This is a genomic window from Cellulosimicrobium sp. MI9406 (genome assembly GCF_040595865.1).
Classification (GTDB): domain Bacteria; phylum Actinomycetota; class Actinomycetes; order Actinomycetales; family Cellulomonadaceae; genus Cellulosimicrobium; species Cellulosimicrobium funkei.
Window position 1 is genome coordinate 104,268 of sequence record NZ_JALIZI010000006.1, and the last position, 26,846, is coordinate 131,113.

The following is a 26,846-nucleotide window of genomic DNA, read 5'->3' on the forward strand; positions in this document are numbered from 1 at the left end:
CAGAGGCCGTCCCCGCACCCGCGGAGGCGGCCTCTTTCGTGTCACGGTGCGCCGGCGGCCCGAGGATCCGCGTCGGGACCTGTTCGCCCCCGCCCTGCCGTGCAGCGCCTCGAGAGGTTTACCGGGTGCTGAGCCCTCGCGGGTCCCGGGCCGGCGTCGCTCGTCGGGAGTCAGCCGGTCGTGGCGTCCGGCTCGCTCGGCGTCCCGACCTCCAGCCCGACGCCGGCTCCCGCGGCCTGGTCGGCCAGGTGCTGCCACGCGGCGGCGTCCGGGACGGCGCCGGGCGGCGGGGTGACGGTGATCGTGCGGTCCGTGACCTCGACGTCGTCCATGCCGAGCTCGAACGCCCCGCTGATCAACGGTGCCAGGATCGCCATGTCCGCGTCGGGCGAGAGATGTGCCACCAGAGGTCTCGTCGCCGGAGTGCCCGGGTCGCGGTCCTCGTCCCACCACCCGACGTAACGGAGCGGCAGCGCCGTGCTCTCGTCGTGGAGCGCGCGGAGCGCGTCGAGCAGGCGGGCGCGCTCGGCGGACGTCGTCACGACGACGAGCGCGCGGTCGGGGTCGTCCGTCGAGGGTGTCGCGCCCGCAGTGAACCCCGGGGCGTCGAAGTCGCCGTCGTACCCCGGCAGCAGACGACCCATCGCGGCGCTCGCGGCGGCGAGCCCGGCCACCGTCTCCTCGGCGAGGCACGCGCTGCCGTACGGGGCCGCGCTCCGGAGGGTCACCGACCCGGCCTCGTCCGTGTCCGGTGCCGCGGTGGTGAGCGTGAGGCGCGTGAGAGGTGCGTCGCGTGCGCAGCTCGCCTCGGCGATCCGGCGCACCTGCTCCGCGTCGAGGTCGTCCTCGAGCCGGACGGTCATCTCGTGGTCGTCGGGTCCGACGAGCTGGTTGTCCCGGGACAGGTACTCCACCAACACGACGCCGTCGAGGTCCTCCATCGCCTCCGCCCAGACGTCCTGGCCGGAGGAGCACCCGGCGAGGAGCCACGTCGTCGCCAGGCCGAGGGCCGCGAGCGTCGGCGCGGGGCGCCGTCGCGCGGTGGGGCGTCGTCCTCGGTTCGCGGGTGAGAGGTCCACGGTGTTCGTCCTCCGGCGTGCACGTGCGGGTCCGGGCCCATCCTCGACCGGTTCGCGTTCGCGGGCCAGCACGGTAGCGCCGACGTCGAGGTCCCTCGCCCGGTGCGAGCCGGGACGATGCCTCCTAGGGTTCGAGGCATGTCGAGCAGGGGAACGTACGTCCTGGCCTCCGTGTCGCGTACGGTGCGCACCGTCGAGCTGGTCGCCGCGGCGGGCGCGCTGCGCCTCGCCGAGCTGGCCGCGTCTCTCGGGGTGAGCCGTCCGGGCGCGTTCCGCATCGCCCAGACCTTGGTCGCCCACCGGTGGCTCGTGCAGGGTGAGGACCGCCGGTACCGGATCGGGCCCGCGGCGCGGGACCTCGCGCACGCCACCGAGCCCGTGCGGGACGACACGAGGGGCGGGTGAAGCCCTGCCCGATCTCACTATGTGAGCGTTCCCATGGCGCGCGTGCACCGGATGAAAGCGGACGAAGGGTGCACGAAAAGCACGCATCCCCGCCCGAACCGCGCAAGCCGCCGGATCCTGGTCGAGCGTCCAGCCTGCACCGATCCCCGCAGCGGTGCACAGTGCTCGCGGGACCCGGTGCGGGCAGCGGCCCGCAGGCGTCCCCGCAGCAGCGACGGTGTCCTCGCCGGCAGCGCCCGGACCGCCTCGGTCGCGGTCGGCGAGGAACGGTCGTGGCGGTCGTGCTCACGGTGCCCCGGAGACCGTGAGGACGGACGGTCCTCCTCCGTGCGCAGGGGGCAAGGAGGAGGACCGGTCACCGCCGCAGCGCGGCGACGAGCCGGGCGATGTCCGCGCCGATGCGGTCCACGACCCGTCGGTGGACCTCCTCGGGGCGCCCGTACGGGTCTTCCACGTCGGGTGCCTCGCGCGTGAGGTCGACTCCTGCTCGTGCGCGCGGCGCGACGCCGAGCACCTCGGTAAGCCGCTCGGCGTCGTCCGCCCGGCCGGGCCACGGGCCCACGCGCTCCGCGAGCGCCGAGAGCTCCGTGAACAGCAGCGACCTGCGCAACGCCGACGGCGCCACCTCGAGCACGGCGGCCCGGTGACGGCGGGTCATCGCGAGCACCACGTCCGCGGACGCCACCAGTGCGGCGTCGAGGGGGCGGGCCACGAACCCCGAGGGGTCCAGGCCGCGGTCCTCCAACAGGCGCGCCACGGGAGGGGCGACCGGGGCACCGACGACCGCGGCGGTGCCGGCGCTGGCGACGTCGACGGAGCCGTCGAGCGCAGCGGTAAGCAGGAGCTGGGCCGCGGGAGACCGGCAGATGTTGCCGGTGCAGACGACGAGGACCGAGAGCACCGTTCATCCTTCCTGCGGTCGAGGGTCTGGGTAATGTAGCGCGGGCGACGGCCCCGTGACGGGGTCGTGTCATCGGGGGCGAGTCGCGGGGGGCGGCATGGTGCACGACGGGTGGGGCCCGGGATGGTCCGGGGCGGCGACGGTGGTCGTGTCCGACGAGGCCCCGGTGGCCGAGCGCGGACGACCCGCGCGGCGGGCGTCGACCGGGCGACGCCCGTCCCGGCGGACCCGACGACGGGTGGCCGCGGTCGTGGCGCTCGTGGTGGTGCTGGTCCTCGTCTGGCTCGCCTGGCTCGTCGCGGACGTGCTGCGCGCCCGTGCCGCGCTCGAGGACGTCGCGGCCCGGCTCCCGGGTCTCCAGGAGCAGGTGCGCGCCGGGGAGGACGCCGGCCGGTCCGTCGACGAGGTGCGTCGCTCCGCGGCCGTCGCGGCCGCCGCGACGCACGGCCCACCCTGGGTGGTGGCGCGCGCCCTGCCGTTCGTCGGCGACGACGCGCGGGCCCTGGGGGACGTGACGAGCGCCGTCGACCGGGTCGCGCAGGACGCGCTGCCGCGGCTCGCCGACGCCGTGGCGATCGCGTCGCCTGCGGTCGTCGCGCCGTCGGGCGGTGCCGTCGACCTCGCCCCGCTCGTCGAGGCGCGCGACGGCGTCGTGGCGGCCGACCGGGCGGTCGCGGCGTCGTTCGCGAGCGTCGCGAGCATCGACACGTCGACGCTCGTGGGCCCGCTCGCGTCGGCCGTGGACGACCTCCGCGACGAGCTCGGGGACGTCGCCTCGCAGACGGCGACCGCCGCGCGCGCGGTCGAGCTCGTCCCGCCGATGCTCGGGGCTGACGGCACCCGCGACTATCTCGTGCTCGTGCAGAACAACGCGGAACCGCGCGCGACCGGCGGGATCGCGGGCTCGGTGCTCCACCTCCGTGCGGAGTCGGGCGGCGTCGAACTCGTGGACGTCCGTGCGGGGAGCGACCTCGGTACGGACCAGAGCGTCGTCGAGCTGAGCGGCGCGGAGGCGGCCCTGTTCGGCGACGACCTCGGCCGGTACATGCTCAACGTCACCTCGACGCCCGACTACCCCCGCGCGGCGCGCGTCGCGCGCGAGGCGTGGGCCCGCCACACCGGTGAGGACGTCGACGGCGTGCTGGCCGTCGACCCCGTCGCGCTCGCCGGGGTGCTGGGCGCGGTCGGGCCCGTCGTCGTCACGACGCCGGGGGGAGAGGAGCTGCGCCTCACGGGGGACGACGCCGCGGGCTACCTCCTCAACGGCGTCTACCGGGACTATGAGGACCCGGCAGAGCAGGACCAGGTGCTGGGGCTCGTGGCGCGCCAGGTGTTCGCCGCGCTCACCGCGGGCACCGCAGACCCCGCGCGGGTCGTCGAGACGCTCGCGCAGTCGGCCAGGGAGGGTCGGCTGCTCGTCTGGTCCGCGCGCAGCCCGGAGCAGGAGCGTCTCTCGGGGACGGTGCTCTCCGGCGAGCTGCTGGGCCGGCGCCCCGCGGCCGGCGGCGAGCCGACCTCCCCGGTGGTGGGCGTCTACCTCAACGCGACGACGGCGTCGAAGACCGGGTACTACCTCGACTCGAGCGTCGCGCTCGACGACGTGACCTGCCGGCCCGACGGCTCCCAGGCGTTCACGCTCCGCGTCACGCTCACGTCGACCCTCTCCGCGGACGCGGCGGCCGAGCTCCCGGCGTACGTCCTGGGCGCGGGCGGCGACGGGACGATCCGCACCAACCTCCTCGTCTACGCGCCGGCCGGCGGAGGGATCCGCGGGTCGTCCGGCGCCGACGGCGACCCCGGGCTCTTCGCCCAGGTGCACGACGGCCTCGTGGTCGGAGGCCGGACCGTCGCGCTCGCCCCCGGGGGGTCGGCTACCTACGCGTACGAGGTCGTGAGCGGTCGGAACCAGCGCGGTGATGTTTCCGTGAGGAAAACTCCTGGTGCCAGGCATGAGACAACGGCCGTCTCCGCTACCGGGTGCCCGTGAGGTGTGTTCTTCTGGAGAGGCACACGGCGGGGGCCCGTGCGCACGGACGGCGCGGTGACGACGTCCACGTCAGGCTCCCGCACCAGTCGACAGGGCAGGGGGCCTCTGACATGAAGATCCGATACGCCGCGACCACGCTCGTCCTCGCCGCCGCGCTCGCCGCGGCTCCGGCCGTCGCCAACGCCTACGAGGCCGACGAGTACGAGGTGGGCGTCTCCACCACCACACCCGCCGTCGGGGAGTCGTTCACCGTCACGGTGGGCGGCCCGGCCGGGAACCCGACGATCACGCTGACGATCTCGTCGCCCGACGTCCCGGACGGCGCGATCACCATCGCGGGCACGAAGGCGCTCACGAAGAGCACCACCGACGGGTTCGCCTCCTTCGAGGTCACTCTGTCGCAGCCGGGCACCTACTCCCTCGTGGCGACCGACGCGGACGGCACGGTGCTCTCCAGCCAGCAGATCGTCGCCGTCCCGGCGGACGGCGCGGGCAGCGGGAGCGGCTCGGGCTCCGGCGCGGCCGGTGGCTCCGCGGGCAGCGGCTCCACCTCGGGGGGCGGCGGGCTCGCGCAGACCGGTTCCGACGACGTGCTGCTCCTCGGCGGAGCAGCGCTCCTCGTCGCCGGCGGCGCGACCGCGGTCGTCGTCGCGCGGAACCGCCGCCGGTCCACCGGCACCCAGGCCTGACGGGGGTGCCCGCTCCGGCGGGCACTCCCTCGGACCACCCCGGTCGTCCGACGACCGGCCGTCGCCGTGACGAAGACGTCCCGGTCCGCGACGGAGACACTCGCCAGGCCACCGCTTGGACGGTGGCGCGAGCGCGCCCCCGGGCAGCCGCGCCGTCGGACCTCGCGTGCGCCGCCAGGACGTCGCAGGGGGCACCATGACGTTGGAGAAGGACCACGAGATCGGCACGGTCGAGCGGGAGGGTGCGGGTACGCCCGCAGACGTGCCGGCGTTCGACACCGGGCAGCTCGTCCGGATCGCCCTGGGCGCGTACCGACGCCCGGGCTGGAAGGCGCGGCTGTCTCGCCGCGTGGCGGCGGTCGACGCGCTCGCCATCTCGGCGGCGATCGCGACCGCCTATCTCGTCCGGTTCGACGGGATCGACGGGACGGTGCTGGACCTCCAGTACCTCGCCATCTCGGTCGGCCTGCTGGTCGGCTGGTGGTGCGCGCTGCGGGCGGCGTTCTCCCGGGACAGCCGCAGCCTGGGCTCGGGGGCGCCGGAGTACGCGCGCGTCGTCAACACGACCGTCGCCGTGTTCGGAGTCGTCGCGATCGCGGCCTACCTGTTGCGCTACGACCTCGCTCGGGGCTACGTCGCGATCGCGCTCCCCGTCGGCCTGGTGCTCCTCGTGCTGGGCCGCTGGGCGGTACGGCGCCGGCTCGTGAGCCTGCGTCGGCGTGGCCGCTGCCGCTCCCGGAGCCTCGTGGTCGGTGGCCGCGACGGCGCCGCGCACCTCGTCGAGCGGCTGCGCGAGGCCGCGGACAGCGGGTACGAGGTCGTCGGCGCCTGCGTACCCGGCGGACCCGTCGAGCCGCACGAGAGGGTGGCGGGCGTGCCCGTCGTCGGAGAGGTGTCCGACACTGCCCGTCTCGTCGAGCCGCTCCGGGCCGACACGGTCATGGTCACCGGGTCCGACCTCGTCACGCCCCGGACCGTCAAGCGCCTCGCGTGGGACCTCGAGCCCTGGGGTGCCGACCTCGTGCTCGCCCCCGCGCTCACGGACGTCGCAGGCCCGCGCATCCGGACGCGCCCTGTGGCGGGGCTTCCGCTGCTCCACGTCGAGGCGCCCGGATACTCCGGTCCGCAGCACGTGCTCAAGCGTGCTTTCGACGTGGTCGGGGCGCTCTGCCTCATCGTGCTGTTCTCCGTGCCGCTGCTCCTCACGGCGCTCGCGGTCCGGCTCACGAGCCGCGGCCCGGTGCTGTTCACCCAGGAGCGGGTCGGGCTGCGCGGCGAGCCCTTCACGGTGCTCAAGTTCCGCTCGATGGTCGTCGACGCCGAGGAGCACCTCGGGGACGTCCTCGGGGCCGACACGGTCGGGGTGTTCTACAAGCCCAGGCAGGACCCGCGCGTGACCCGGGTCGGCGCGTTCATCCGCCGCTACTCGATCGACGAGCTCCCGCAGCTCTTCAACGTGCTGGGCGGGTCCATGAGCCTCGTCGGACCGCGCCCGCAGATCGCGCTCGAGGTCGACCAGTACGACGACGAGATCGGCCGTCGGCTGCTGGTCAAGCCGGGGCTCACGGGTCTGTGGCAGGTGTCGGGTCGCAACAACCTCACGCTGGAGGAGAGCGTCCGGCTCGATCTCTACTACGTGGAGAACTGGACGGTGACGGGAGACCTGCTCATCCTGCTGCGGACGCTGCGAGCGGTGGTGGGTCGTGACGGCGCCTACTAGCCGACGGGTCGTCATCACGCAGCCGTACGTCCCCGCCTACCGCGAGAGGCTGCTCGGCCTCGTGGTCGAGGGCCTCGCCGAGGTCCGGGTGGACACGCACGTCTTCTACGGCGGCGACGTCGAGCAGATGCGGCGCCGTCGGGAGCGCGGCGACCTGGTCGAGCCACCCTGGGCGACGGAGGTGCCGGTGCGCACCGTGCGGGTCGGGAGAGGCGGCCGGCATCTGCTCCGCCGTGTCGTCCCGCCGGGGTGGCGCGACGCCGTGCTCGTCACCGAGATGCAGGCGGGCAACCTGGACGCGCTCTCGGCGGCGCTCCGCGGGAGGCCGTACGTGACGTGGGGCCACGGCGCGTCCTACACGGCGGACGAGGTGGGCCTCGCGGAGCGCTGGGAGGCGTGGCTGAACCGCCGGGCGCGGCACGTGCTCACCTACACCGACGCGGGCAGGCGGCACGTCGTCGAGACGGCCCGCGTGCCGGCCGACCGGGTGACCTCGTTCGGGAACAGCACGGACACCCGGACCCTCCGCCGCGAGCGGGACGCGCTCGACGCGGGAGCGGTCGACGCGTACCGGGCGGCCGTGGGCCTGCCGGCGGACGCGCGCGCCGCGCTCCTGCTCGGTGCGCTGAACGAGCACAAGCTGCCGGAGCTGGTCGTCGAGACCGCCCGGACCGTGCTCCGGCGCGACCCGGCAGCCTGGCTGCTCGTGGCCGGCGACGGGCCCGCCCGGGGCCTGTTCGAGGGCCTGGCCGCCGAGACCGGACGCGTCGTCCTGCTGGGGCAGGTCGACGCGCGGGGGACGGCGCGCGCGGCGGCCGTGTCGCGGGTGCTGCTCAACCCGGGACGGGTCGGGCTCGTCGCGGTCGACGCCCTGGTGCTGGGCCTGCCGGTGCTCACGAGCGACGCCGGGCGGCACGCACCGGAGATCGAGTACCTCACCGAGGGCTCCGACCTCTTCACGGTCCCCGCGACGCCCACCGACCTCGCGGACGCCTGGCTGCGTCTCACGGCACAGGACCGTCGCCCGCGCACCGACGGCGAGGTGCCGTCGACGGAGGCGGCGGCCGAGCGGATCGTCCGCGCGGTGCACGCGGTCGTGATGGAGGCGGCATGAGGGTCGTGCACTACTACGCCAGGTTCCTGGCCCACCCGTCGGGCGTGACCGAGTCGATCGAGAACTGGGTACGGCAGGCCCACCGGGCGGGCCGGGAGGCCGTGGTCCTGTGTGCGAGCGTCCCCGACCCGCGCGAGCTGCCCACCGACCTGCGGGGGTGCGTCCGGACCGTCTCCCACGTGGGGCGCGGACGCACGAGCTGGGTGCCGACCGGCCTCGCCGGCGAGGTCGGCGAGGGGGACGTCCTCTACCTCCACGAGGGCTGGGTCCTGAGCAACGTCGCGGCGGCGCGCAGCGCCCGGCCGCGCGGCGCCGTCGTCGTGCTCATGCCGCACGGCGTCTACGAGCCGGGCGTCACGACGCGCCTGCGCGACCTCGCCGGCGCGCGACGGGCCGCGGAGGCCTCCGTCGTGCGTCGGGCCGACTGGCTGCACGTCTTCTACGCGTCCGAGGGCCCGCTCGCGGACGGCGTGGCGGGCGGCCGGTCCGGGGACACGCTCGTGCTGCCCAACGGCGCACCGTCCCCGGCCGAGGTGCCCCGGTGGGTGGGCGGGGGCGACTACTTCTTCTGGATGGGACGGTACGACCCCGACCACAAGGGGATCGACAACCTCCTGCGCCGCTGGGCCGAGCTGCCCGCGCCGCGCCCGCGCCTCGTGCTCGCGGGCCCCGACTTCCGGGGCGGTCGTGAGCGGACCGCTCGACTGGTCCGCGACCTCGGGCTCGGTGACTGCGTGGAGCTGCGCGGGAACGCGCGGGGCGAGGAGAAGTGGCTCCTCGTCACGGGCTGCCGTGCGTACCTGCATCCGTCGCGCTGGGAGTCGTGCAGCATCACGGTGCTCGAGATGCTCGCCGCGGGGGTGCCCGTCGTGGTCTCGTCGACGATCCACGCGGCCGAGCCCTTGCGCGCTGCGGGCGTGGCCGTCGTCGCCCACGTCGACCGTCCGGGGGGCCTGCTGGGCCCGCTCCAGGAGGTCGACGAGAACCGGGACCTCGGCCGCCGCGCCCGGGAGTGGACCGAGCGCGCGGCGACGTGGGACCGCGTCGGTGCTCGGTACGGCGACTGGCTGAGCAGGGTCGAGGCGGGAGCGGTCCGATGATCGTGGTGGTGGACCCGGGAGCGGCGTCGACGAACGTCGGCGACCAGATCATCTCGGAGGCGGTCGACGCCGAGCTCGTGACGCCGCTGCGCGAGCAGGGCCACGAGGTCGAGCTCGTGCCCATGCACGGGCGGCTGACCACGGCGCACCGGGCCGCCCTGCGGCACGCGCGCTCCGTGATCGCGTGCGGGACGAACCTCCTCTCCGACCACATGCGGTTCCGCCGCGCGTGGCACTGGCCGGCCGACGACGTCGACCTGTGCCGAGGTCGGCTGACGTTCCTCGGCGTCGGCTGGTGGCAGTACCAGCGGGCCGGGATCGACCCGGTCTCGGCCGCGTGGCTGCGCTCGCTCGCCGGCGACGTGCCGTGGGCGGTGCGCGACGAGTACTCGCTCGCCCGGCTCCGCCGCGCGCGCGTGTCGGCCGTCCACACGAGCTGTCCGACGCTCTGGAGCGTGGAGAAGCAGACGCTCCCGTCCGACGAGCGGCGGGTCGTGGTCACGTTCACCGACTACAGCCAGGACCCGCTGGCGGACGGGAGGCTGGTGCGCGCGCTCGCCGAGCGGTTCGACGAGCTCCTCTTCTGGCCGCAGGGCCCGGGCGACCGCGAGTACGTGGACGGCGTCCGTCGCGGGACGGGCACGATGCTCGGCCCCCGCCTCGAGGACTTCGACGCGGTGCTCGACGAGCCGGGGACCGCGTACGTGGGCCTGCGGCTCCATGGCGGTATCCGGGCGATGCAGCGGGGCGTGCCCACGCTCGTCCTGTCCATCGACAACCGCGCACGGGAGATCGCGCGGTCCGTCGGGCTGCGCGCGCCGTCGCGGAACGCGGCGCGGCGCTACCGGGAGGACCTGCGGTCGGGCGAGGTGGTCCGCATCGACGTGCCACGGGACGCCGTCGACTCCTGGCGTGCACGATGGGGGATCGGGTCGTGACGGGGCGTCGGCCGGAGGCGACGGCCGTGCTGTCCGCCCCCGGGCACGCCGCCGCACGCGCGGACCGTGCCGCCGACTACGTGCTCGTCACCGACGAGCAGGGGTGGCACGACGCGGTGGCCGCGGGCCTGGACCCCGTGGCCACGCACCTGCGGTTCAGCGTCACGGACCGCCGCTCCGACGCCGCGGCTCGGCTCGGGCGGCTCGTCATGCCCTGGCGGTGGCGGCGGACCGTCCTCAACACCGGGATCGGCGTCGTGTACTGGCGGCGCGGGGCCCCGCTCGCGCCGCGCCTCGGCGCGCTCCTCGCGGGGAGCAGGCTCGTGAGGCTGACGCATGACCCCTCCTGACGTGCTGCGCCGCTCGCTCGCGGCCCCGGCGACGGCCCTGACCCGCCCGCTCGTCCTCTCCCAGGCGGCGGCCAGCGCCGCGGGCGCGTTCGTCGTGCTCCTGGGCGCGTGGCACATGGAGCCCGCCGAGTTCGCGAGCTTCAGCCTCGCGCTGCTGGTGCTGAACGTCGGCACGGGCCTGGTGCGCAGCGGTCTCTTCCAGCCCGCGCTCATCGAGCGGCGCACGGACCCGCACGCCGTGGTCCCGGCCCGCTACGTCGTCGTCGCGGCGGGGGCGGTCGCGGTCCTGGTCGCCGCGGCGGACCTCGCCGTGACCGCGCTCGGTGCCGGCGGAGCGGTCGCGCTGGGGTCCCTCAGCGTCGCGCCCGTCGTGCAGGACTGGCTGCGGTTCCGGTGCATCGGTCAGGGCCGCAACGGCGCGGTCGCGCTCTCGGACGGGGTCCGCCTCCTGCTCGTGCCCGCGGTCCTCCTCGTCAGCGGCTCCTCGCAGCCGCTCGTGGCCTTCTACGCGGTGTGGTGCGCGGGCTACGCCGTCGCGGCCGTCCCGCTCGCGCTGGCCGCCCGACGCGTGGACCGGTACTCGCGGTACGCGGGGTACGGGGCCCGGGCGCGCTCCCAGGCGTACGAGTTCCTCGTCGCGCAGCTCGCGACGACGGTGCCGCTCCTGGTGCTCGGGGCGCTCTCCGTGAGCGCGAGCATCGGTGCGTTCCGGCTCAGCCAGACGCTCTACGGTCCCGTGAACGTCCTCTTCGCCGCGGTCGCGCTGAACCTGCTCTCGGACGCGGTCGGCACGGCCGACCGGCCCGACGACGCCACGCTCGTCCGGCGCGCACGACGTCTCGGCCTGCTCTCCGCGGGGGGCGCGACGGTGCTCGGAGTCGCGCTGGTCGTCGTCGCCGCAGCCGGGGCGGTGCACCCGTCGGGCATCGAGCGCGGGGAGCTGGCCGTCGCGCTCGCTGCGGTGGGTTGCTTCGCGGCCTGCGGCGGCCTCGTCGGACCGCACCTCGTGGTCATGCGGATCTTCAAGGCGCAGTCCGTCGTGACCCGGGCACGGATGGGGATGGTGGCCGTGACATGGTGCGGGTTCGTGGTCGGATACCTGGCCGGAGGGCCTTTCTCGAGCCTCGCCCTCGGATTTGTCCTCGGGGGCGCGGGATACGTCGCGTTTTTCCTTCCCGCCGCGGTCCGGACGTACCGCGGGGTGGCGGTGTGAAGCGCGTTCCAGGGGGTGGCGAGAAGTCGATGCGCAGGTATTTGCCGCCGGCCCGGCGGCGGAAATGCTCACGAAGCGCTTCGACGCATTCTCGCGCGGGTGCGGAGCGCGAGGTCACGGGACCTGTTCCCGAGAGCGGGACGGTACGCCGTCCGCACGCAGGAGAGGTCGCCCGCGGCCGCTTCGTGGGGCGCTCGGCGGGGCCGGTGCGGGACGTGACACGAGGACAGGTGATGGACTGTGCATGACCGTTCGATGGCTCGCGCTGTCCGGCCGCAAGGAGCCGCGGTGCGGCCTGGTCGCGTCGAGGGCCGCGCCGGCGGCCGGGGCTCCTCCGGGCAGACGGGCGGATCCGGGCGCCCCGGCGGCAGCGGGGCGGAGAGCCGTGGGGGCTCGCGCGACCCCGTGCTGGCGCTGGCACGGGGGCTGCTGTACTGCGGGCTCGTCCTCGTCTCCGTGCTGGTCCTGCGGGTGGGCGTCGGAGTCACGGCGGGGGACGTCGTCCTGCTCGCGAGCCTCGCGCTGTGCCTTGCGGCGGTGGGGCGGCCGCCGACGCCTCATCCGTACGGCGCGTGGGCGCTGCCCGCGTGCCTCCTGCTCGTCGTCGGGGGCTGCCTCGCGACCGCGGGCTCGCCGGCGCCCGTGGAGAGCCTCGTCAGCCTGCTGCGGGTGCTCTACGTCGCCCTGGCGCTCCCGTGGCAGCTCGCGGTCCTGCTCGACGACGAGCGCCGCCTGCGTCGCGGGCTCGTCGCGTTCGGCGTCGGAGCCGCTCTCTGCTCGCTCGGCACGCTCGTGCAGTACGCGCTCGGGCCCGGGGCGATCCCGGGCGGCGTCGTCACGACGGCCGGGCGCTACACGGGGTTCACCGGGCACGTGAGCGACACGGGTGCCGTCGCGTCGCTCGCCGTGGTGATCGGCCTGTCCGGGCTGACGCGCGGCCTGGGGCGCCTGCAACGGCTCCTGCTCGTGGGCGTGGCGCTCTCGGGGATCGTCGGGCTCGTCCTCAGCGGCAGCGTGAGCGGCATGCTGGCGGCCGTCCTCGGGAGCGCGACGCTCCTCGTCCTGCGCGGGATCCCGCTCGGACGGGTCGCCGTCGCTGCGGTCGTCGCGGGCGCGGCGCTGTGGTTGGCGGGTGGCGTCCTCGGGGAGACGCAGGGTGCGCTGCGCCCCGCCGAGCGTGTCAAGCAGGTGCTCGGGCTCTCCGGCGGGGATGCGTCGCTCAACACGTCCGCGTCGCGGTGGGACACCATCGTGCTCGGTTGGCGCGGCTTCCTGGAGGACCCGTTCACCGGAGCGGGCCTGGACGCGCGGTCCTCCCTGGTGGTCGAGACGCTCGGCGTGCACAGCCTGCCGGTCGCGGCGCTGTACCAGGGCGGCGCGGTCTTCGCCCTCGGACTGCTCGGCTGCCTCGTCGTCGCGGTCGTCAGGGCCGTGCGGGCCGTGCCTCGGACGCCGATCCAGGTCCGGGTCCTCGCGGTGGGGGTCACGGCGCTCGTCTTCAGCGCCACGGCCCCCAGCCTGTACAACCGCTACCTGTGGGTCCCGGTCGCGCTCGTCGCCGCGGCTGCCGTGCTCGCGCCGGAGGGCCGCCCGGGTCGCGAGGCTCACCGCGTGTAGGCCTGCTCCAGCTCCTCGGCCACGGTCTCCATCGAGTAGTCCTCCCGGACGAGCTCGCGGGCCCGCACGCCCGTCGCCCGGCGGTGGGCCGGGTCCTCGAGGAACGCCGCCACCGCGGCGACGAGGTCGTCGACGTCCTCGCCGACGACCGCCCCGGCGCCCGCACGCTCGACGGGCGCCGCCAGACCGCACGACCGCGTGACGACGACCGGGACCCCGCACGACATCGCCTCGAGCACGCTCATGGGGAACGGCTCGTCGACCGACGGCAGGACGTACAGCGCGGACCGGGCGAGGCGTCGCGCCGTCCGCTCGGGCGGCAGCGCGCCCTCCCACGTCACCCGGGCGCGAGCGTCGCCGGGCAGGTCGGCGATCCGCTCGCGCACCGCCGCGGCCTGGCCCTCGTCGGGCCCGACGAGGGTGAACCGCGCCGTGGGAAAGCGGGGTGCGAGGCGAGCCGCGGCCTCCACGAAGGCCAGGGGGCGCTTGCGCGCGTGCAGCCGCGCGAGGAACAGGACCTCCGGGTGGCGCGGGTCCGCGAGCGGCGCCCCCTCGGCGGGCAGAGGCACTCCGTTGACGAGGCGGCGCACGGTCGCCGCGCGGCCGAAGAGCGTGCGCAGGCCGGCTTCCTCGACGGGGGTGAGCGCGAAGCTCGTGGACGCCCGGGCGACGACGCGCCGGGTGAGGACGGCGTCGAGGGGTGCGGCGAACGGGTGCCCGGACGGCATGACCATGCCGTGCGTCTGCGTCACGAACGGCTTGCCCGAGCGGCTCCAGGCGGCGGCCGCGGGCAGGGTGACGAGGTCGCGGGCGAGATGGACGTGGGCGACGTCGGCGCGCGCACCGTGGGTGCGGATCCATCGCACCATCGCCGGAGCGGCGATCCCCGCGAAGCCGGTGCCCGGGACGGCCCGCACCGCGGGGAAGGTGACGACGGGCACGCCGTCCCACGTGGTCGGGAGGCGGTCGAAGCCGGACGCCGCGGCGACCAGGATCGCGTCGTGGCCTCGCGCGCGCAGGGAGCGGACCTGGTTCGTCGCGACGCGGACCGGGCCGCCGTAGGCGCCGTCGGGCGTCAGGAGCGTGGCGACGTGCAGGACGCGCAGGCGGGGCGGCACGTCAGAACCGTGTGCGGTCGGAGAGCGACCGCCCGTCCCAGACCCCGCCGTCGGGCACCTCGCCACGGACGACGGACCCCGGTGTGACGAGCGCGGAGCGCCCGATCCGCGTGCCTCCGAGGACGACGCACCGCGCCGTGACCCACGCGCCCGGACCGACGTGCACCGGGGCCGTCACCAGCCCCATGTCCGTCCGGTGTCGGTGGCTGCCGGTGGTGACGAGGGTGTCCTGGGACAGCACGGCGTCGTGCCCGATCCAGACGTCGTCCTGGTTGTGGATCCAGACACCTTCACCGATCCAACAATTTGCTCCGACATGAATCTTCCATGGGAATCGCACGCGCGTACGAGGGCGGAAGACGACCCCCTCGCCGATATGGGCACCGAAGGCGCGCAGCACCGCGACGCGCAGGCGCGAGCTGATCTGCCACGGGTTCGAGACGAACAGCAGCTCGGCCGCACCCCAGAGATACACGAGCGCGCCCGGGCGACCCCAGGACGTCTTTTCCCCGGGTGCCTCCGAGAGCGGTACGACCCGAATTCCGTCGCGTTCTTCCTGTGCTGTCATCTGCCCCCCAGCGAATGTGCCCGAACGTCGTTATCGTGAGTGCGTGAGCATCTCGGGAACGCGCATCCTGGTGATCGGCGCCAACTATGCCCCTGAACCTACCGGAAATGCGCCCTACACGTCGGCGCTGAGCCGTGCGCTCGTCGCGCGCGGCGCTCGGGTGCGCGTCGTGACGACCTACCCCCACTACCCGCAGTGGCGCGTGCGCGAGGGTGATCGAGGGTGGGCGCGCCGAGAGCGCATCGACGGCGTCGACGTGCTGCGCCTGCGGCACTACGTCCCGCGGTCGCCGACCTCGGCGCGCCGTCTGCTCGCCGAGCTGAGCTTCGGGGTGCGGTCTGCCGCGGTCCGCTGGCCCGACGCCGACGTCGTCCTGCTCGTCTCGCCCTCGCTGTTCGCGGCGGCCGTCGCGATGCTGCGCCTGCGGGCCGGCCGTGCCCTGGCCCCCCGCCGCGCGCGGAGGACGGCGCTCCCGGGGGTCGTCCTGTGGACCCAGGACCTCTACTCGCTCGGCGTCGCGGAGACCGGTACGGCGTCGGGTCTCGCTGCGCGGGCGGTGGGCGCCGTCGAGCGGTTCACCGCCCGCGGCGCGGACGGCGTGGTCGCCATCCACGAGAGCTTCGCGCGCCACCTCCGCGAGTCGCTCGGTGTCGACGCCGCTGCCGTGCGCGTCGTGCGCAACTGGACCCACCTCGCGGACGACGTGGAGCCTGCGGAGCGCCCGGCCGTGCGCGCGGCCCACGGGTGGGCCCAGGACGAGACCGTCGTGCTCCACGCGGGCAACCAGGGGGTGAAGCAGGGGCTCGAGAACGTGGTCGAGGCGGCGCGCCGCGCCGACGCGCAGGGGGCTGCGGTGCGTTTCGTGCTCCTGGGGGACGGGAGCCGGCGGGCCGCCCTCGAGGCCGCCGGGGCAGGTGTCCGCAGCCTGCAGTTCCTCGACCCCCTGCCCGACACGCAGTTCCGTGCCGCGCTCCGTGCTGCGGACGTGCTGCTGGTCAACGAGCTCGCCGGGCTCGCGGAGATGTCCGTACCGAGCAAGCTCACGTCCTACTTCCACGCGGCGCGACCCGTGCTCGCCGCGTCGTCCGAGCGTTCGACGACCGCGGTGGAGCTGCGCGCGTCCGGCGGGGGCGTCCGGGTCGACCCGGAGGACCCGCAGGCGCTCCTCGACGCGGCGCTCGTGCTCGCGGCCGACCCAGGACGGCGGGACCGTCTCGGGGCCGCGGGTCGTCGATACCGCGACGAGAGGCTCACGGAGGGCGCGGCGGTCGACGCGTTCGCGGCGGTCCTCGCCGCGACCGCCCGCCGCCCGGTCCCGGAGCCGCGCACGAGCGCGGTCGCGACGGACGCGACGGCCACCGCTGCCCTCGCCACCGCGACGACCACCGCGACCGCGGGCACCGGGGCTCGCGCCACCGCACGGGCGGCCGACGGCGCTCCTCGTGCCCCGGACGTCGCCCGCACGTAGCCATCGGCCGCCGCGCCGCCGCACACCACACGGGGGGAACCATGAAGAAGGCACTCATCTCGGGCATCACCGGACAGGACGGCTCCTACCTGGCGGAGCTCCTGCTCCGCAAGGGCTACGAGGTGCACGGCCTGATCCGCCGCGCCTCGACGTTCAACACGGCACGGATCGACCACCTCTACCAGGACCCGCACGAGGAGGACGCGCGCCTCTTCCTGCACTACGCGGACCTGTCCGACGGCGCCCGGCTCGTCACGCTCCTCTCGCAGATCTGTCCCGACGAGGTCTACAACCTGGCGGCGCAGTCGCACGTGCGGGTGTCGTTCGACGAGCCCGAGCACACCGCGGACACGACCGGGACGGGCGCGATCCGGCTGCTCGAGGCGGTGCGGCTCGCGGGCGTGGACACGCGCTACTACCAGGCGTCGTCGTCCGAGCTGTTCGGGTCCACCCCGCCGCCGCAGGGCGAGACGACGCCGTTCCACCCGCGGTCGCCGTACGCGGCGGCCAAGCTCTACGCCTACTGGATCACGAAGAACTACCGCGAGGCGTACGGCATGTTCGCGGTCAACGGGATCTTGTTCAACCACGAGTCCCCGCGTCGCGGCGAGACGTTCGTGACGCGCAAGATCACTCGCGCGGTCGCCGCGATCAAGGCCGGCCGGCAGCAGCACCTGTACCTGGGCAACCTGGACGCGGTCCGCGACTGGGGGTACGCGGCCGAGTACGTCGAGGGCATGTGGCGCATGCTGCAGGCCGAGACGCCGGACGACTACGTGCTCGCCACGGGGACGGGCCTCACGGTGCGCGACTTCCTCGAGGAGTCGTTCTCGCACGCGGGTCTCGACTGGGAGCAGCACGTGCGGTTCGACGAGCGCTACCTCCGTCCGGCGGAGGTCGACGCGCTCGTCGGCGACCCGAGCAAGGCTCACGCCGACCTCGGGTGGAAGGCCACGGTCGACGGCCGCGAGCTCGCCCGGATCATGGTGGACGCCGACCTGCAGGCGCTCGACCACGCAGGCTCGCCGTGGATCGACGAGGTGGCGCTCGCGACGTGGGACGCCGCGTGAGCGCGCAGGACCCGGTGGCCTTCGAGCCCGGACCGCTCGACCGCGACGCGGTCTTCTACGTCGCGGGCCACCGTGGGCTCGTCGGCTCCGCCGTCTGGCGCCGCCTCGAGGCGGCGGGGTTCGGTCGGCTCGTGGGCCGCACGTCGGCGGAGCTGGACCTCACCGACCGCGACGCCGTCTTCGCGCTCTTCCGCGCCGAGCGGCCGCGCTACGTCGTGCTCGCGGCGGCGAAGGTGGGCGGGATCCTCGCGAACGCGACGCACCCGGTGGACTTCCTCTCCGAGAACGTCCGCATCCAGGTCAACGTCCTGGACGCCGCGCGCGCGGTCGGGGTGGAGCGGCTGCTCTTCCTCGGGTCGTCGTGCATCTACCCGCGCCTCGCGCCCCAGCCGATCGTCGAGGAGTCGCTGCTCACGGGGCACCTCGAGCCGACGAACGACGCGTACGCGATCGCGAAGATCGCGGGCATCCTGCACGTGCAGGCGGTGCGCCGCCAGGACGGCCTGCCCTGGATCTCCGCGATGCCGACGAACCTCTACGGGCCGGGTGACAACTTCTCCCCGCAGGGCTCCCACGTGCTGCCCGCGCTGATCCGGCGCTACGACGAGGCGGTGCGCAGCGGCTCGCGCGTGGTGACGAACTGGGGGACGGGGACGCCCCGGCGCGAGCTCCTGCACAGTGACGACCTGGCCGACGCGTGCCTGCACCTCCTCGAGCACTACGACGGCGCCGAGCACGTCAACGTGGGTACCGGCCACGACGTGACGATCCGAGAGATCGCGGAAGCGGTCGCGGACGTCGTCGGCTACGACGGCGAGACCCGGTGGGACACGTCGAAGCCGGACGGCACGCCGCAGAAGCTGCTCGACGTGTCGCGCCTGCGCGCGACCGGCTGGGAGGCGCGCACCGGGCTGCGCGAAGGCCTCGAACGGACCGTGGCGTGGTACCGCGAGCGGGCCGGGCTGGTGCGCGGATGACCCGCGCCGGCGCGGGTGCGCCCAGGCTCGCGACGGGCGAGGGGCTGTGCGAGATTGGGGCGGTCGTGGGTCGACGCTCAGGGGGAGCGGGCCGGTGAGGGGGACGACGATGGAGCTCAAGGACTACCTGCTCCTGCTGCGCAGGCGGTGGGTCACGGTCGCCGTCGCGGCGGCGCTCGGACTGGTGCTCGCGGGTGCCTACTCGTTGCTGAGCACACCGACGTACTCCGCGCGGTCCCAGGTCTACGTGTCCGTGCAGGGCTCCGACTCGACGACGGACCTCCTCCAGGGCTCGAACTTCACGGTGCGCCAGGTGAAGTCGTACATCGAGCTCGTGACGAGCCCGCGCGTCCTGGACCCCGTCGTCGACGAGCTGGGGCTCGCGGACGACGCGGCGTCCCTCGCCCAGCGCGTGCAGGCGGACTCGCCGCTCGACACGGCGCTCGTCAACGTCACCGCGACCGACGAGTCGCCCCAGCTCGCGGCCGAGATCGCGAACGCGACCGCGCGCTCGCTCGCCTCGGTCGTCGCCGAGCTTGAGACGCCGGTCGGCGGCGGGGACTCGCCGGTGCAGATCAGCACGGTCAGGGCGGCGTCCGTGCCGACGGCGCCCGCGTCGCCGAACCTGCGGCTCAACCTCGTGCTGGGGCTCGTGATCGGCCTCGCGGTCGGGGTCGCGGTGGCCGTGGTCCGCGAGCTGCTCGACACGCGCGTCCGGTCCACCGCCGACGTCGAGGACGTGACGGACGCGCCGGTGCTCGGCGTCATCGGGTACGAGGCCGACGCTCCGGAGCACCCGCTCATCGTGCAGGAGTCGCCGCAGGCGGTACGTGCCGAGGCGTTCCGACGGCTGCGTACCAACCTGCAGTTCCTCGAGCTCGGACCGGCGGCGCGCACGTACGTCATGACGTCCGCGCTGCCCGGCGAGGGCAAGACCACCACGAGCGTCAACCTCGCGATCACCCTCGCGGACGCCGGCCAGCGCGTCGTGCTCGTCGACGCCGACCTGCGCCGTCCCGCGGTCGCCCGGTACCTGGGCATCGAGGGGTCGGTCGGGCTCACGACGATCCTCATCGGCAAGGTCGCCGTGGAGGACGCGGTCCAGCCGTGGGGCAACGGGAACCTCGACGTCATCGCGTCGGGCCAGATCCCGCCGAACCCGAGCGAGCTGCTCGGTGGCGACTCCATGGCGCAGCTCCTGGAGCGGCTCCGGACGGAGTACGACGTGATCGTCGTCGACACGCCCCCTCTTCTCCCGGTCACGGACGCGGCCATCCTCGCGAAGGGGGTCGGGGGAGCGATCGTCGTCGTCGGCGCGGGCACGGTGCACCGGAACCAGCTCGAGACGGCGCTGTCGGCACTCGGCACGGTGGGCGTGCGGCCGCTGGGCATCGTGGTGAACCGCGTGCCGGTCAAGGGGCCGGGCGCGGGCCCGTACGAGTACGGCTACTACGAGTACACGGCGGACGCCGCGGCGGAGGCCTCGCAGGGCCGCTCCGCGCGGCGGTCGGCCGTGCGCGGAAGCCGGCACGCTCGCGGCGCGGCACGGCAGGCGGCTCCCGCGACCGGCACGGGGCCGTGGGCACCCGTCGCCTCGGAGGGTCCGGCCGGCGGGGCTCCGGCCGCGGAGGCAACGCGCGGTGCGGTGCCCGCGCCCCCGCCGACGGGCGTCGCGACCGCCGTCGACGGCGCGGAGGCCGACCTCGGCCCGGGGCGCCCCGGGAGCGAGGCGGCGGTGGCGGTCGGGTCGCGCCCGGCGACGGGGACCTTCGACGAGGTGGTGCTGCCGCGCGAGCGGCGGTGAGGGTGCAGGCCGTGGGCCGTGGCCCGGTCGCCCGGCGGCGGGACGGACGCGCGCGGCCATCGGCGGGACGAGCAGGGGGGGACGGCATGAGGATCTCGGTGATCGGTTGCGGGTACCTGGGCGCGGTGCACGCCGCCTGCATGGCCCGGCTGGGGCACGACGTGGTGGGGGTGGACGTCGACGCGCGGAAGGTCGCGTCGCTGCGCGAGGGGCGGGCGCCGTTCTACGAGCCCGCGCTCGACGAGCTGCTCGCGGAGGCGCGCGCGTCAGGGCGCCTGACCTTCACGACCGACGTGGCCGAGGCCACGGACGCGGAGGTGCACTTCGTGTGCGTCGGGACACCGCAGCGGGCCGACTCCTACGCCGCCGACCTGTCGTACGTCGACACCGCGTTCCGCGCGCTGCTGCCGCACCTGGCCGCAGACGCGGTCGTGGTGGGCAAGTCCACGGTGCCCGTCGGCACCGCGACGCGCCTGGCGGCGGACCTCGCCGCGGCGGCGCCGGGCGCGACGCTCGTCTGGAACCCGGAGTTCCTGCGCGAGGGCTTCGCCGTCCAGGACACGCTGCGGCCGGACCGGCTCGTGTACGGCGTCCCCGACGACGCAGCGGGCGCCCGGGCCGCCGAGGTGCTCGACGCCGTGTACGCCGCGGCGCTCGCGGACGGCACGCCGCGTCTCGTGGTGGACCGCGCGACGGCGGAGCTCGTCAAGGTCGCGGCGAACTCGTTCCTCGCCACGAAGATCTCGTTCATCAACGCGATGGCGGAGCTCTGCGAGGTCGCCGGGGGAGACGTCACCCTCCTCGCCGACGCGATCGGGCTCGACGAGCGCATCGGCCGCCGGTTCCTCAACGCGGGCCTCGGCTTCGGCGGGGGCTGCCTGCCGAAGGACATCCGGGCGTTCATGGCGCGCGCCGAGGAGCTCCACGCCGACCCGGCGGTGAGCTTCCTGCGCGAGGTCGACTCGATCAACCTCCGGCGTCGCGAACGGATGGTCGACCTCACGGTCGGCGTCCTCGACGGCCGCCCGCTCGCGGGCGCGCGCATCGCGGTGCTGGGCGCGGCGTTCAAGCCCGACAGCGACGACGTGCGGGACTCGCCCGCGCTCGACGTGGCGGAACGGCTCCACCAGCGCAGCGCGCGCGTCGTCGTCACGGACCCCCGCGCGCTCGCGAACGCGCGGGCCAAGGCGCCCGCCCTGGGCTTCGCGGAGACCGTCGAGGAGGCGGTGGACGGCGTGGACGCCGTGCTCGTCCTCACCGAGTGGCGCGAGTACCGCGAGCTGGACCCGGGAAAGCTGTTCGGCCTCGTCGCGGCTCCGCGCGTCGTCGACGGGCGCAACGCGCTCGATGCGAGGGCGTGGCGCGCCGCCGGCTGGACGTACCGCGCGCTCGGGCGGCAGTGAGCGCCGCGCGGCGTCCCCGGCGGCGCCCGTGGCTGCGCACCACGCGGGGGGCCACCGTCCTCGTCCTGGTGGCGACGCTCGGACCTCTGGCGGCGTGCTCGCCGGACGGCGACGCCGACCACCGGGAGAGCGGTGGTCCGGCGTCCGACCACCCGGCGACGGAGGCGCCCGCCCAGGCCGCGCCCGGCGCCGTGCCTCCGTCGTCCGGTGCGTCGGGGGCGGCGGACCTCGACGAGTATGCCGCGGGCCTGCTGCGGGGGACGCAGGAGGTACGCCGGGACGAGGGGCTGCCCCCGCTCGACGAGAGCGCGTGCGCGATCTCCGCTGCTCGTTCGCGCGCCGCGGCGCTCGTCGGTGCGCCGCTGGAGCACGCGCCGCTCGACGAGGTCCTCGCCGCGTGCGACCCGCCGGCGGGGAGCGCGGCAGAGAACCTCAGCCGCACGGCCGCGGACCCCGCCGAGGTGGTGGACGCGTGGATGGCGTCGCACGGGCACCGGGCGAACCTGCTCGATCCGACGCTGACCTCGGTCGGCATCGCGTGCGCCGCCGACCCCGGCGCCGACCCCGGCGCCGGGCCGGCGGAGGTCGTGTGCGCGCAGGTGTTCCTCGGTTGACGGCGCTGAACCGTTGATATTTCAACTGTGAGGCACGTTGCGCCCCCGTGCGTCTGTCTGTAGGTTGAGCCCGCCCGCCGAGGCCCGGCGCGGGGGCAAGCGCGCAGGGGGAGCTTGGCGTCGGGCCCGGCGGGCTCAGACGCCCGCGAGGACGCGGGCCGTCCCCTCCCTGCTCGTCCGGTCGCGCAGCGCGCGGCCCAGCCGACGCAGCGCGTCGTCGTCCGCGAGCAGGTCGGACCAGTCGTCCGGGTCGACGCTCGGGGCGTCACCCCGGGCCCGCCGCGTCGCCGCGAGCTGGAGCTGGTAGGCGAGGATCACCTCGCGCGGGCTGCCGGGGACGGCGACGCGCACGTGGTCGACGTCGTCCCGACGCGAGTGCAGCGCGAGCGCGGCGAGGCCGTCGAAGATCTCGATGGTGCGGTGGTACTCGTCCACCGCCGCGCTGGACCCGGGGAGGCCCCCGCCGCCCACGGTCGCCACGACGAAGGCGTGCAGGTGCCCGAGATCGCGACGGCGCTCGCGGGCGAACGCCGCCGACGACGCGAGCTGGCCCACGATGCCGACCGTCAGCAGGACGCTCGCCGCGAGCACGAGGTACCGGGTGCGCACGCCGAGGACGAGGTACGGCTCGGCGCTGCCGGGCTCGTGCAGCAGCGCGGCCACGAAGCTGACGACGGCCCACACCATGGCGACGACCGCCCCGGCCGCCGCGACGTCCATGCCCCACCGCAGCCGCACGGGCCGCCGCGAGCGCGTGCGGACGCACGACACGGCGAACGTCGCGGTCGACGCCACGAACGCGCCGTAGTACAGCGCGCGGTACACCCACATGAGCGGTCGGCCGGAGCTCTGGGCGTCGAGGTCGAGGGTCGTCCACGGCCCGCTCGCGACCGCGAGCGCGACCATCGCCCCGCCGACGAGACCGGCCGCGAGCGCCACGTGCCGCGTCCGTGGCGCGTGCCCGGTCGTTGTGCTGTACGCCCACACGCCGACGAAGAGGCACCCGGCGACGAGCGCGACGTGCTTGGCGACCTCGTGCGTGCCGCCGGGGGCGTGCGTCTTGAGGAGCTCGGCGACGGCCGGGACCCGCAGCGCGGACGCCACCGCGACGAACGCGAGGCCGAGCGGGAGAGCCGCGTCGGTGCCCGTGCGGGCGCGCAGCGCCGTCCATGTGGCGGCGGTGACGAACAGGGCCGTGGCGAGGAGGTCGAGCACGTGGCTCATCGGTAGAGCTCGAGGGACGTGAGGCGTGCGGCCGAGCTCCCGTGCGACGCGATGGAGATCATCAGCTCGCTCGCGAGGCGCTCGACGCGCTGCTCGGCGGGGTCGTCGTGCACGTCGCGGCACCCGGTGGGGAGCGGGCCCGGCGCGGGGCCGGGGCGGATCGCGTCGAGGACGTGCACGAGCTCGTGCGCGACGACGTGGTCGCGGTGCGGTCCGGGGAGCGTCTGGCGGGCGTCGACGAGGACGAGGTCGCGCTCGGGGAACGCGAGCCAGAGGCCGGTGACGCCGGGGCCGAGGTCGCCCTCGACGACCTCGAGCGGCTTGCCGCGGGCCGCGGCGACGAGGCGGCACGCCTCCTCGATGCTGCGGGCGCGGTCGAGCCCTGCGGCGCGCAGGAGGTCATCCATGGTCGGCCTCCGGGGCAGGAGGGTGCCCGTGGGGCGTGCCCGGCGGTGCCACGGGAGGGAGGTGCTCGAGGCTCCGGACGCGGTCGACGATCTCGATGATGGCGCGGACGTTCTCGGGGGACAGCCCCTGGGCGCGCAGCGCGAACTGCTCCACGCCCTCGTCGGCGAGCGCGGCGCGCAGGCGGTCGTCGGGGCTCTCCTCGGGGTCGACGAGGCTGCCCGTGCTCACCTTGAAGAAGGCGGCGATGCCCTCGACGACGCGCAGGCTGGGCGACGAGCGGTGCCCGCCGCGCAGGGCGCTGAGGTACGCCTCGTTGATGGAGTATCCGCGCTCCGTCATCCAGTGGGCGGCCTCCCTGTTGGTCACGGGACGCCCGCCGCGGCCGCGCGCGAAGAGCTCGTTGAGCCGGTGCCGGAAGATGCGCGCGGTGCGCTCCCCGGGTGCCACGTCGTCGTCCATGGGCCGATTCTGGCAGGCCCGGACCGTGCGTGCGCCGGTCCGGGCCGGCGGGTCACGCGGGTCGTGGCCGCTGCCGGTGCCCCGTCGCGCGGCGTGGTGCCGCCGGGTAGCGTTTCGTGCGGGCGCGGGACGGCCGCCGCCCGGCGCGGGACGCGCGCACCACGACCCCCGAGGGAGCCGGTATGAGCGAGCAGACACCGAAGGACCGGGGCGGACTCGGCGACCTTCTCGGCAAGGCCAAGGAGTTCATGACCGAGGAGCGCATCGACAAGGCCAAGGAGTTCATGACCGACGAGCGCATCGACGAGGTCGCGGGAAAGATCAAGTCGGTCGCCCCGGACTCTGTCGACCGGCACGTCGACACCCTCGCCGAGAAGGCGAAGAAGGCCAACGACTGACCTGCGGGTCGGTACGATCGAGGGGCGCCGTCCACGACGGCGCCCTTCGTGCTGTCGGGGACGCCCCGGCGCCGGGGGACCTGACCGGGCGCCGCGCGCGCCTCCCGCCACAGAACGGAGCACGGACGTGTCTGACGTCGTCTCGTCACCACTCACCATCACCCTCGACGCGGAGGAGACCACGGTGACGACGGGCACGACGGGCACGGACCTGTTCGCGTCGCGTCGCGACGTCGTCGTGATCCGCGTGAACGGGGAGCTCAAGGACCTCGACACACCGGTCGCGGACGGCGACGTCGTCGAGGGCGTGACGATCGACTCGCCGGACGGCCTCGCGGTGCTGCGACACTCGGCCGCGCACGTGCTCGCGCAGGCCGTCCAGCAGGTCAACCCGGACGCGAAGCTGGGCATCGGCCCGCCGATCACGGACGGGTTCTACTACGACTTCGACGTCGAGACCCCGTTCACCCCCGAGGACCTCAAGGCGCTCGACAAGGCGATGTCGCGCATCATCCGTGAAGGCCAGACCTTCCGCCGCCGCGTGGTCACCGAGGACGAGGCGCGCGCCGAGCTCGCGCACGAGCCGTACAAGCTCGAGCTCATCGGGCTCAAGGGCTCCGGCACCGCGGACGACACCGAGGGCGCGAACGTCGAGGTCGGCGGCGGCGAGCTGACGATCTACGACAACGTGCGCGGCGCCGGGCGCGAGAGCGAGACGGTGGTCTGGAAGGACCTGTGCCGTGGCCCGCACCTGCCGAGCACGCGCCTGATCGGCAACGGCTACCAGCTCATGCGCTCGGCCGCGGCCTACTGGCGCGGCAGCGAGAAGAACCCGCAGCTCCAGCGCATCTACGGCACGGCGTGGCCGACGAAGGACGAGCTCAAGGCGTACCTCGAGCGGCTCGCGGAGGCGGAGCGGCGCGACCACCGCCGGCTCGGCAACGAGCTCGACCTGTTCTCCTTCCCGGAGGAGATCGGCTCGGGCCTGCCGGTGTTCCACCCCAACGGCGCGACGATCCGCATGGAGATGGAGGAGTACTCGCGCAAGCGGCACGTCGAGGCCGGCTACTCGTTCGTCAGCACGCCGCACATCACCAAGGCGAACCTGTTCCAGACGTCGCGCCACCTCGACTGGTACGCCGACGGCATGTACCCGCCGATGCACCTGGACGAGGAGCTCGACGACGACGGCAACGTCAAGCGCGCCGGCCAGGACTACTACCTCAAGCCGATGAACTGCCCGATGCACAACCTCGTGTACCGCTCGCGCGGGCGGTCGTACCGCGAGCTGCCGCTGCGGCTGTTCGAGTTCGGCACGGTGTACCGCTACGAGAAGTCGGGCGTCGTGCACGGGCTGACGCGGGCGCGCGGCTTCACGCAGGACGACGCGCACATCTACACCACGCGCGAGCAGATGCGCGACGAGCTGGGCTCGCTGCTCTCGTTCGTGCTGGACCTCCTGCGCGACTACGGGCTCGACGACTTCTACCTCGAGCTGTCGACGCGCGACCCGGAGAAGTCGGTGGGCGACGACGCCACGTGGGAGGAGGCGACCGAGGTCCTGCGCCAGGTCGCGACGGAGTCGGGCCTCGAGCTCGTCGCCGACCCGGGCGGCGCGGCGTTCTACGGCCCCAAGATCTCGGTCCAGGCGAAGGACGCGATCGGCCGCACGTGGCAGCTCTCGACGATCCAGCTCGACTTCTTCGAGCCGGAGCTGTTCGAGCTCGAGTACACGGCGTCCGACGGCACGCGCCAGCGTCCCGTGATGATCCACCGCGCGCTGTTCGGCTCGATCGAGCGGTTCTTCGGGATCCTCGTCGAGCACTACGCCGGTGCGTTCCCCGCGTGGCTCGCGCCCGTCCAGGTCGTGGCGGTCCCCGTCGCGGAGCCGTTCAACGACTACGTGGCCGACGTCGTCGCGCAGCTCAGGGCGCAGGGGATCCGCGCGGAGGTCGACTACTCCGACGACCGGTTCGGCAAGAAGATCCGCAACGCCAGCACGCGCAAGGTCCCGTTCGTCCTCATCGCGGGCGGCGAGGACGCCGAGGCGGGCGCCGTGTCGTTCCGCTACCGCGACGGCCGCCAGGACAACGGCGTGCCCGTCGCCGAGGCCGTCGAGCGGATCGTCTCCGCCGTGCGCGACCGCGTCCAGGTCTGACGGCGCGTGAGCGACGAGCGCACGGGGGCGCCCGGCGCGGCCGACGAGGCCGCGCCGGGCGCTG

The 26,846-nt window shown here is 74.7% G+C and carries 25 protein-coding genes; 18 read left to right on the forward strand and 7 right to left on the reverse strand.

The annotated features are described in order from the left end of the window. Positions 1-170 precede the first annotated feature (170 nt). Entirely contained in the window at positions 171-1,079 is a 909-nt protein-coding gene (locus MT994_RS12490; protein WP_354806502.1) for a hypothetical protein, read from the reverse strand. Positions 1,080-1,217: 138 nt separating this feature from the next. Between MT994_RS12490 and MT994_RS12495 the strand changes: the two genes are divergently transcribed. After that, on the forward strand, positions 1,218-1,484 hold the full coding sequence (locus MT994_RS12495) for a helix-turn-helix domain-containing protein (protein WP_194522583.1): 267 nt from the start codon (positions 1,218-1,220) through the stop codon (positions 1,482-1,484). Between the two features lie 355 nt (positions 1,485-1,839). Here MT994_RS12495 and MT994_RS12500 read toward each other — a convergent pair whose 3' ends face one another. Continuing rightward, positions 1,840-2,385: a hypothetical protein gene (locus MT994_RS12500; RefSeq protein ID WP_086150327.1), complete on the reverse strand. Its 546-nt coding sequence runs from the start codon at positions 2,383-2,385 to the stop codon at positions 1,840-1,842. A gap of 238 nt (positions 2,386-2,623) precedes the next feature. On the opposite strand from MT994_RS12500, the gene MT994_RS12505 reads away from it, so the two are divergent. The 9 genes from MT994_RS12505 to MT994_RS12545 all read left to right on the forward strand — a co-directional run bounded on the left by MT994_RS12505 (position 2,624) and on the right by MT994_RS12545 (position 13,113). After that, positions 2,624-4,372, forward strand: a complete 1,749-nt coding sequence (locus tag MT994_RS12505) for a DUF4012 domain-containing protein (protein WP_354806503.1) — start codon at positions 2,624-2,626, stop codon at positions 4,370-4,372. Positions 4,373-4,482: 110 nt separating this feature from the next. Then, the gene (locus tag MT994_RS12510) at positions 4,483-5,061 is read left to right on the forward strand and encodes a hypothetical protein (protein WP_061267232.1); all 579 of its coding nucleotides are present in this window, start codon (positions 4,483-4,485) and stop codon (positions 5,059-5,061) included. A 196-nt stretch (positions 5,062-5,257) separates the two neighbouring features. Next, positions 5,258-6,781: a sugar transferase gene (locus tag MT994_RS12515; protein ID WP_354806504.1), complete on the forward strand. Its 1,524-nt coding sequence runs from the start codon at positions 5,258-5,260 to the stop codon at positions 6,779-6,781. Then, positions 6,765-7,895, forward strand: coding sequence for a glycosyltransferase (locus tag MT994_RS12520; RefSeq protein WP_354806506.1), 1,131 nt, complete (start codon positions 6,765-6,767; stop codon positions 7,893-7,895). Before MT994_RS12515 ends, MT994_RS12520 begins: the two co-directional genes overlap by 17 nt. After that, positions 7,892-8,995 carry a glycosyltransferase gene (locus MT994_RS12525; protein ID WP_354806507.1) on the forward strand — a complete coding sequence of 368 codons (1,104 nt, stop codon included), beginning with the start codon at positions 7,892-7,894 and terminating at the stop codon, positions 8,993-8,995. The genes MT994_RS12520 and MT994_RS12525 overlap by 4 nt, the downstream gene beginning before the upstream one ends. Continuing rightward, positions 8,992-9,933 (forward strand): polysaccharide pyruvyl transferase family protein, encoded by a 942-nt coding sequence (locus MT994_RS12530; protein WP_354806508.1) that lies wholly within the window; start codon positions 8,992-8,994, stop codon positions 9,931-9,933. The genes MT994_RS12525 and MT994_RS12530 overlap by 4 nt, the downstream gene beginning before the upstream one ends. After that, on the forward strand, positions 9,930-10,283 hold the full coding sequence (locus MT994_RS12535; protein ID WP_354806509.1) for a hypothetical protein: 354 nt from the start codon (positions 9,930-9,932) through the stop codon (positions 10,281-10,283). The genes MT994_RS12530 and MT994_RS12535 overlap by 4 nt, the downstream gene beginning before the upstream one ends. Next, positions 10,270-11,496, forward strand: coding sequence for a hypothetical protein (locus MT994_RS12540; RefSeq protein ID WP_194522588.1), 1,227 nt, complete (start codon positions 10,270-10,272; stop codon positions 11,494-11,496). Before MT994_RS12535 ends, MT994_RS12540 begins: the two co-directional genes overlap by 14 nt. 288 nt (positions 11,497-11,784) lie before the next feature. Next, positions 11,785-13,113: a hypothetical protein gene (locus tag MT994_RS12545; RefSeq protein ID WP_354806511.1), complete on the forward strand. Its 1,329-nt coding sequence runs from the start codon at positions 11,785-11,787 to the stop codon at positions 13,111-13,113. Here MT994_RS12545 and MT994_RS12550 read toward each other — a convergent pair. After that, positions 13,101-14,231, reverse strand: coding sequence for a glycosyltransferase (locus MT994_RS12550; RefSeq protein WP_228485325.1), 1,131 nt, complete (start codon positions 14,229-14,231; stop codon positions 13,101-13,103). The two genes, MT994_RS12545 and MT994_RS12550, sit on opposite strands and share 13 nt — an antisense overlap. Before the next feature lies 1 nt (position 14,232). After that, positions 14,233-14,706, reverse strand: a complete 474-nt coding sequence (locus tag MT994_RS12555; protein ID WP_009863918.1) for a COG0110: Acetyltransferase (isoleucine patch superfamily) — start codon at positions 14,704-14,706, stop codon at positions 14,233-14,235. Positions 14,707-14,842: 136 nt separating this feature from the next. Between MT994_RS12555 and MT994_RS12560 the strand changes: the two genes are divergently transcribed. The 6 genes from MT994_RS12560 (at position 14,843) to MT994_RS12585 (ending at position 22,135) form a co-directional block, all read left to right on the forward strand. Next, on the forward strand, positions 14,843-16,267 hold the full coding sequence (locus tag MT994_RS12560) for a glycosyltransferase (protein WP_354806512.1): 1,425 nt from the start codon (positions 14,843-14,845) through the stop codon (positions 16,265-16,267). A gap of 41 nt (positions 16,268-16,308) precedes the next feature. Beyond that, on the forward strand, positions 16,309-17,337 hold the full coding sequence (gmd, locus tag MT994_RS12565) for a GDP-mannose 4,6-dehydratase (RefSeq protein ID WP_021482272.1): 1,029 nt from the start codon (positions 16,309-16,311) through the stop codon (positions 17,335-17,337). Continuing rightward, a complete protein-coding gene (locus MT994_RS12570) occupies positions 17,334-18,314 on the forward strand; it encodes a GDP-L-fucose synthase (RefSeq protein ID WP_194522590.1) in 981 nt (326 codons plus the stop codon). Before gmd ends, MT994_RS12570 begins: the two co-directional genes overlap by 4 nt. A 94-nt stretch (positions 18,315-18,408) precedes the next feature. After that, positions 18,409-20,118 carry a polysaccharide biosynthesis tyrosine autokinase gene (locus MT994_RS12575; RefSeq protein ID WP_354806513.1) on the forward strand — a complete coding sequence of 570 codons (1,710 nt, stop codon included), beginning with the start codon at positions 18,409-18,411 and terminating at the stop codon, positions 20,116-20,118. Between the two features lie 86 nt (positions 20,119-20,204). Beyond that, on the forward strand, positions 20,205-21,521 hold the full coding sequence (locus MT994_RS12580) for a UDP-glucose/GDP-mannose dehydrogenase family protein (RefSeq protein WP_061267319.1): 1,317 nt from the start codon (positions 20,205-20,207) through the stop codon (positions 21,519-21,521). A 68-nt stretch (positions 21,522-21,589) separates the two neighbouring features. After that, complete coding sequence (locus MT994_RS12585) at positions 21,590-22,135, forward strand: CAP domain-containing protein (protein ID WP_354806514.1); 546 nt, start codon at positions 21,590-21,592, stop codon at positions 22,133-22,135. A 135-nt stretch (positions 22,136-22,270) separates the two neighbouring features. On the opposite strand, the gene MT994_RS12590 is transcribed toward MT994_RS12585, so the two are convergent. Genes MT994_RS12590 through MT994_RS12600 form a run of 3 tightly spaced genes read right to left on the reverse strand, consistent with a single transcriptional unit; the run spans position 22,271 to position 24,226 of the window. Further along, positions 22,271-23,359 (reverse strand): hypothetical protein, encoded by a 1,089-nt coding sequence (locus tag MT994_RS12590; RefSeq protein WP_354806515.1) that lies wholly within the window; start codon positions 23,357-23,359, stop codon positions 22,271-22,273. Continuing rightward, complete coding sequence (locus tag MT994_RS12595; protein ID WP_354806516.1) at positions 23,356-23,766, reverse strand: hypothetical protein; 411 nt, start codon at positions 23,764-23,766, stop codon at positions 23,356-23,358. The genes MT994_RS12590 and MT994_RS12595 overlap by 4 nt, the downstream gene beginning before the upstream one ends. After that, positions 23,759-24,226: a hypothetical protein gene (locus MT994_RS12600; protein ID WP_354806518.1), complete on the reverse strand. Its 468-nt coding sequence runs from the start codon at positions 24,224-24,226 to the stop codon at positions 23,759-23,761. The genes MT994_RS12595 and MT994_RS12600 overlap by 8 nt, the downstream gene beginning before the upstream one ends. Positions 24,227-24,408: 182 nt before the next feature. Here MT994_RS12600 and MT994_RS12605 point away from each other — a divergent pair, with 182 nt between their 5' ends. Next, positions 24,409-24,624, forward strand: coding sequence for a hypothetical protein (locus MT994_RS12605; RefSeq protein ID WP_031316353.1), 216 nt, complete (start codon positions 24,409-24,411; stop codon positions 24,622-24,624). 157 nt (positions 24,625-24,781) lie between these two features. Then, a complete protein-coding gene (thrS, locus tag MT994_RS12610) occupies positions 24,782-26,782 on the forward strand; it encodes a threonine--tRNA ligase (protein WP_086150648.1) in 2,001 nt (666 codons plus the stop codon). Positions 26,783-26,846: the final 64 nt, after the last annotated feature.

Bases quoted from the DNA above. Each gene is read 5' to 3' on its own strand.
- MT994_RS12515 (WP_354806504.1), top strand. From the start codon at position 5,258: ATGACGTTGGAGAAGGACCACGAGATCGGCACGGTCGAGCGGGAGGGT.
- MT994_RS12600 (WP_354806518.1), bottom strand. From the start codon at position 24,226: ATGGACGACGACGTGGCACCCGGGGAGCGCACCGCGCGCATCTTCCGG.
- MT994_RS12580 (WP_061267319.1), top strand. From the start codon at position 20,205: ATGAGGATCTCGGTGATCGGTTGCGGGTACCTGGGCGCGGTGCACGCC.
- MT994_RS12590 (WP_354806515.1), bottom strand. From the start codon at position 23,359: ATGAGCCACGTGCTCGACCTCCTCGCCACGGCCCTGTTCGTCACCGCC.
- MT994_RS12540 (WP_194522588.1), top strand. From the start codon at position 10,270: ATGACCCCTCCTGACGTGCTGCGCCGCTCGCTCGCGGCCCCGGCGACG.
- MT994_RS12530 (WP_354806508.1), top strand. From the start codon at position 8,992: ATGATCGTGGTGGTGGACCCGGGAGCGGCGTCGACGAACGTCGGCGAC.
- MT994_RS12595 (WP_354806516.1), bottom strand. From the start codon at position 23,766: ATGGATGACCTCCTGCGCGCCGCAGGGCTCGACCGCGCCCGCAGCATC.
- MT994_RS12605 (WP_031316353.1), top strand. From the start codon at position 24,409: ATGAGCGAGCAGACACCGAAGGACCGGGGCGGACTCGGCGACCTTCTC.
- MT994_RS12495 (WP_194522583.1), top strand. From the start codon at position 1,218: ATGTCGAGCAGGGGAACGTACGTCCTGGCCTCCGTGTCGCGTACGGTG.
- MT994_RS12510 (WP_061267232.1), top strand. From the start codon at position 4,483: ATGAAGATCCGATACGCCGCGACCACGCTCGTCCTCGCCGCCGCGCTC.
- gmd (WP_021482272.1), top strand. From the start codon at position 16,309: ATGAAGAAGGCACTCATCTCGGGCATCACCGGACAGGACGGCTCCTAC.
- MT994_RS12525 (WP_354806507.1), top strand. From the start codon at position 7,892: ATGAGGGTCGTGCACTACTACGCCAGGTTCCTGGCCCACCCGTCGGGC.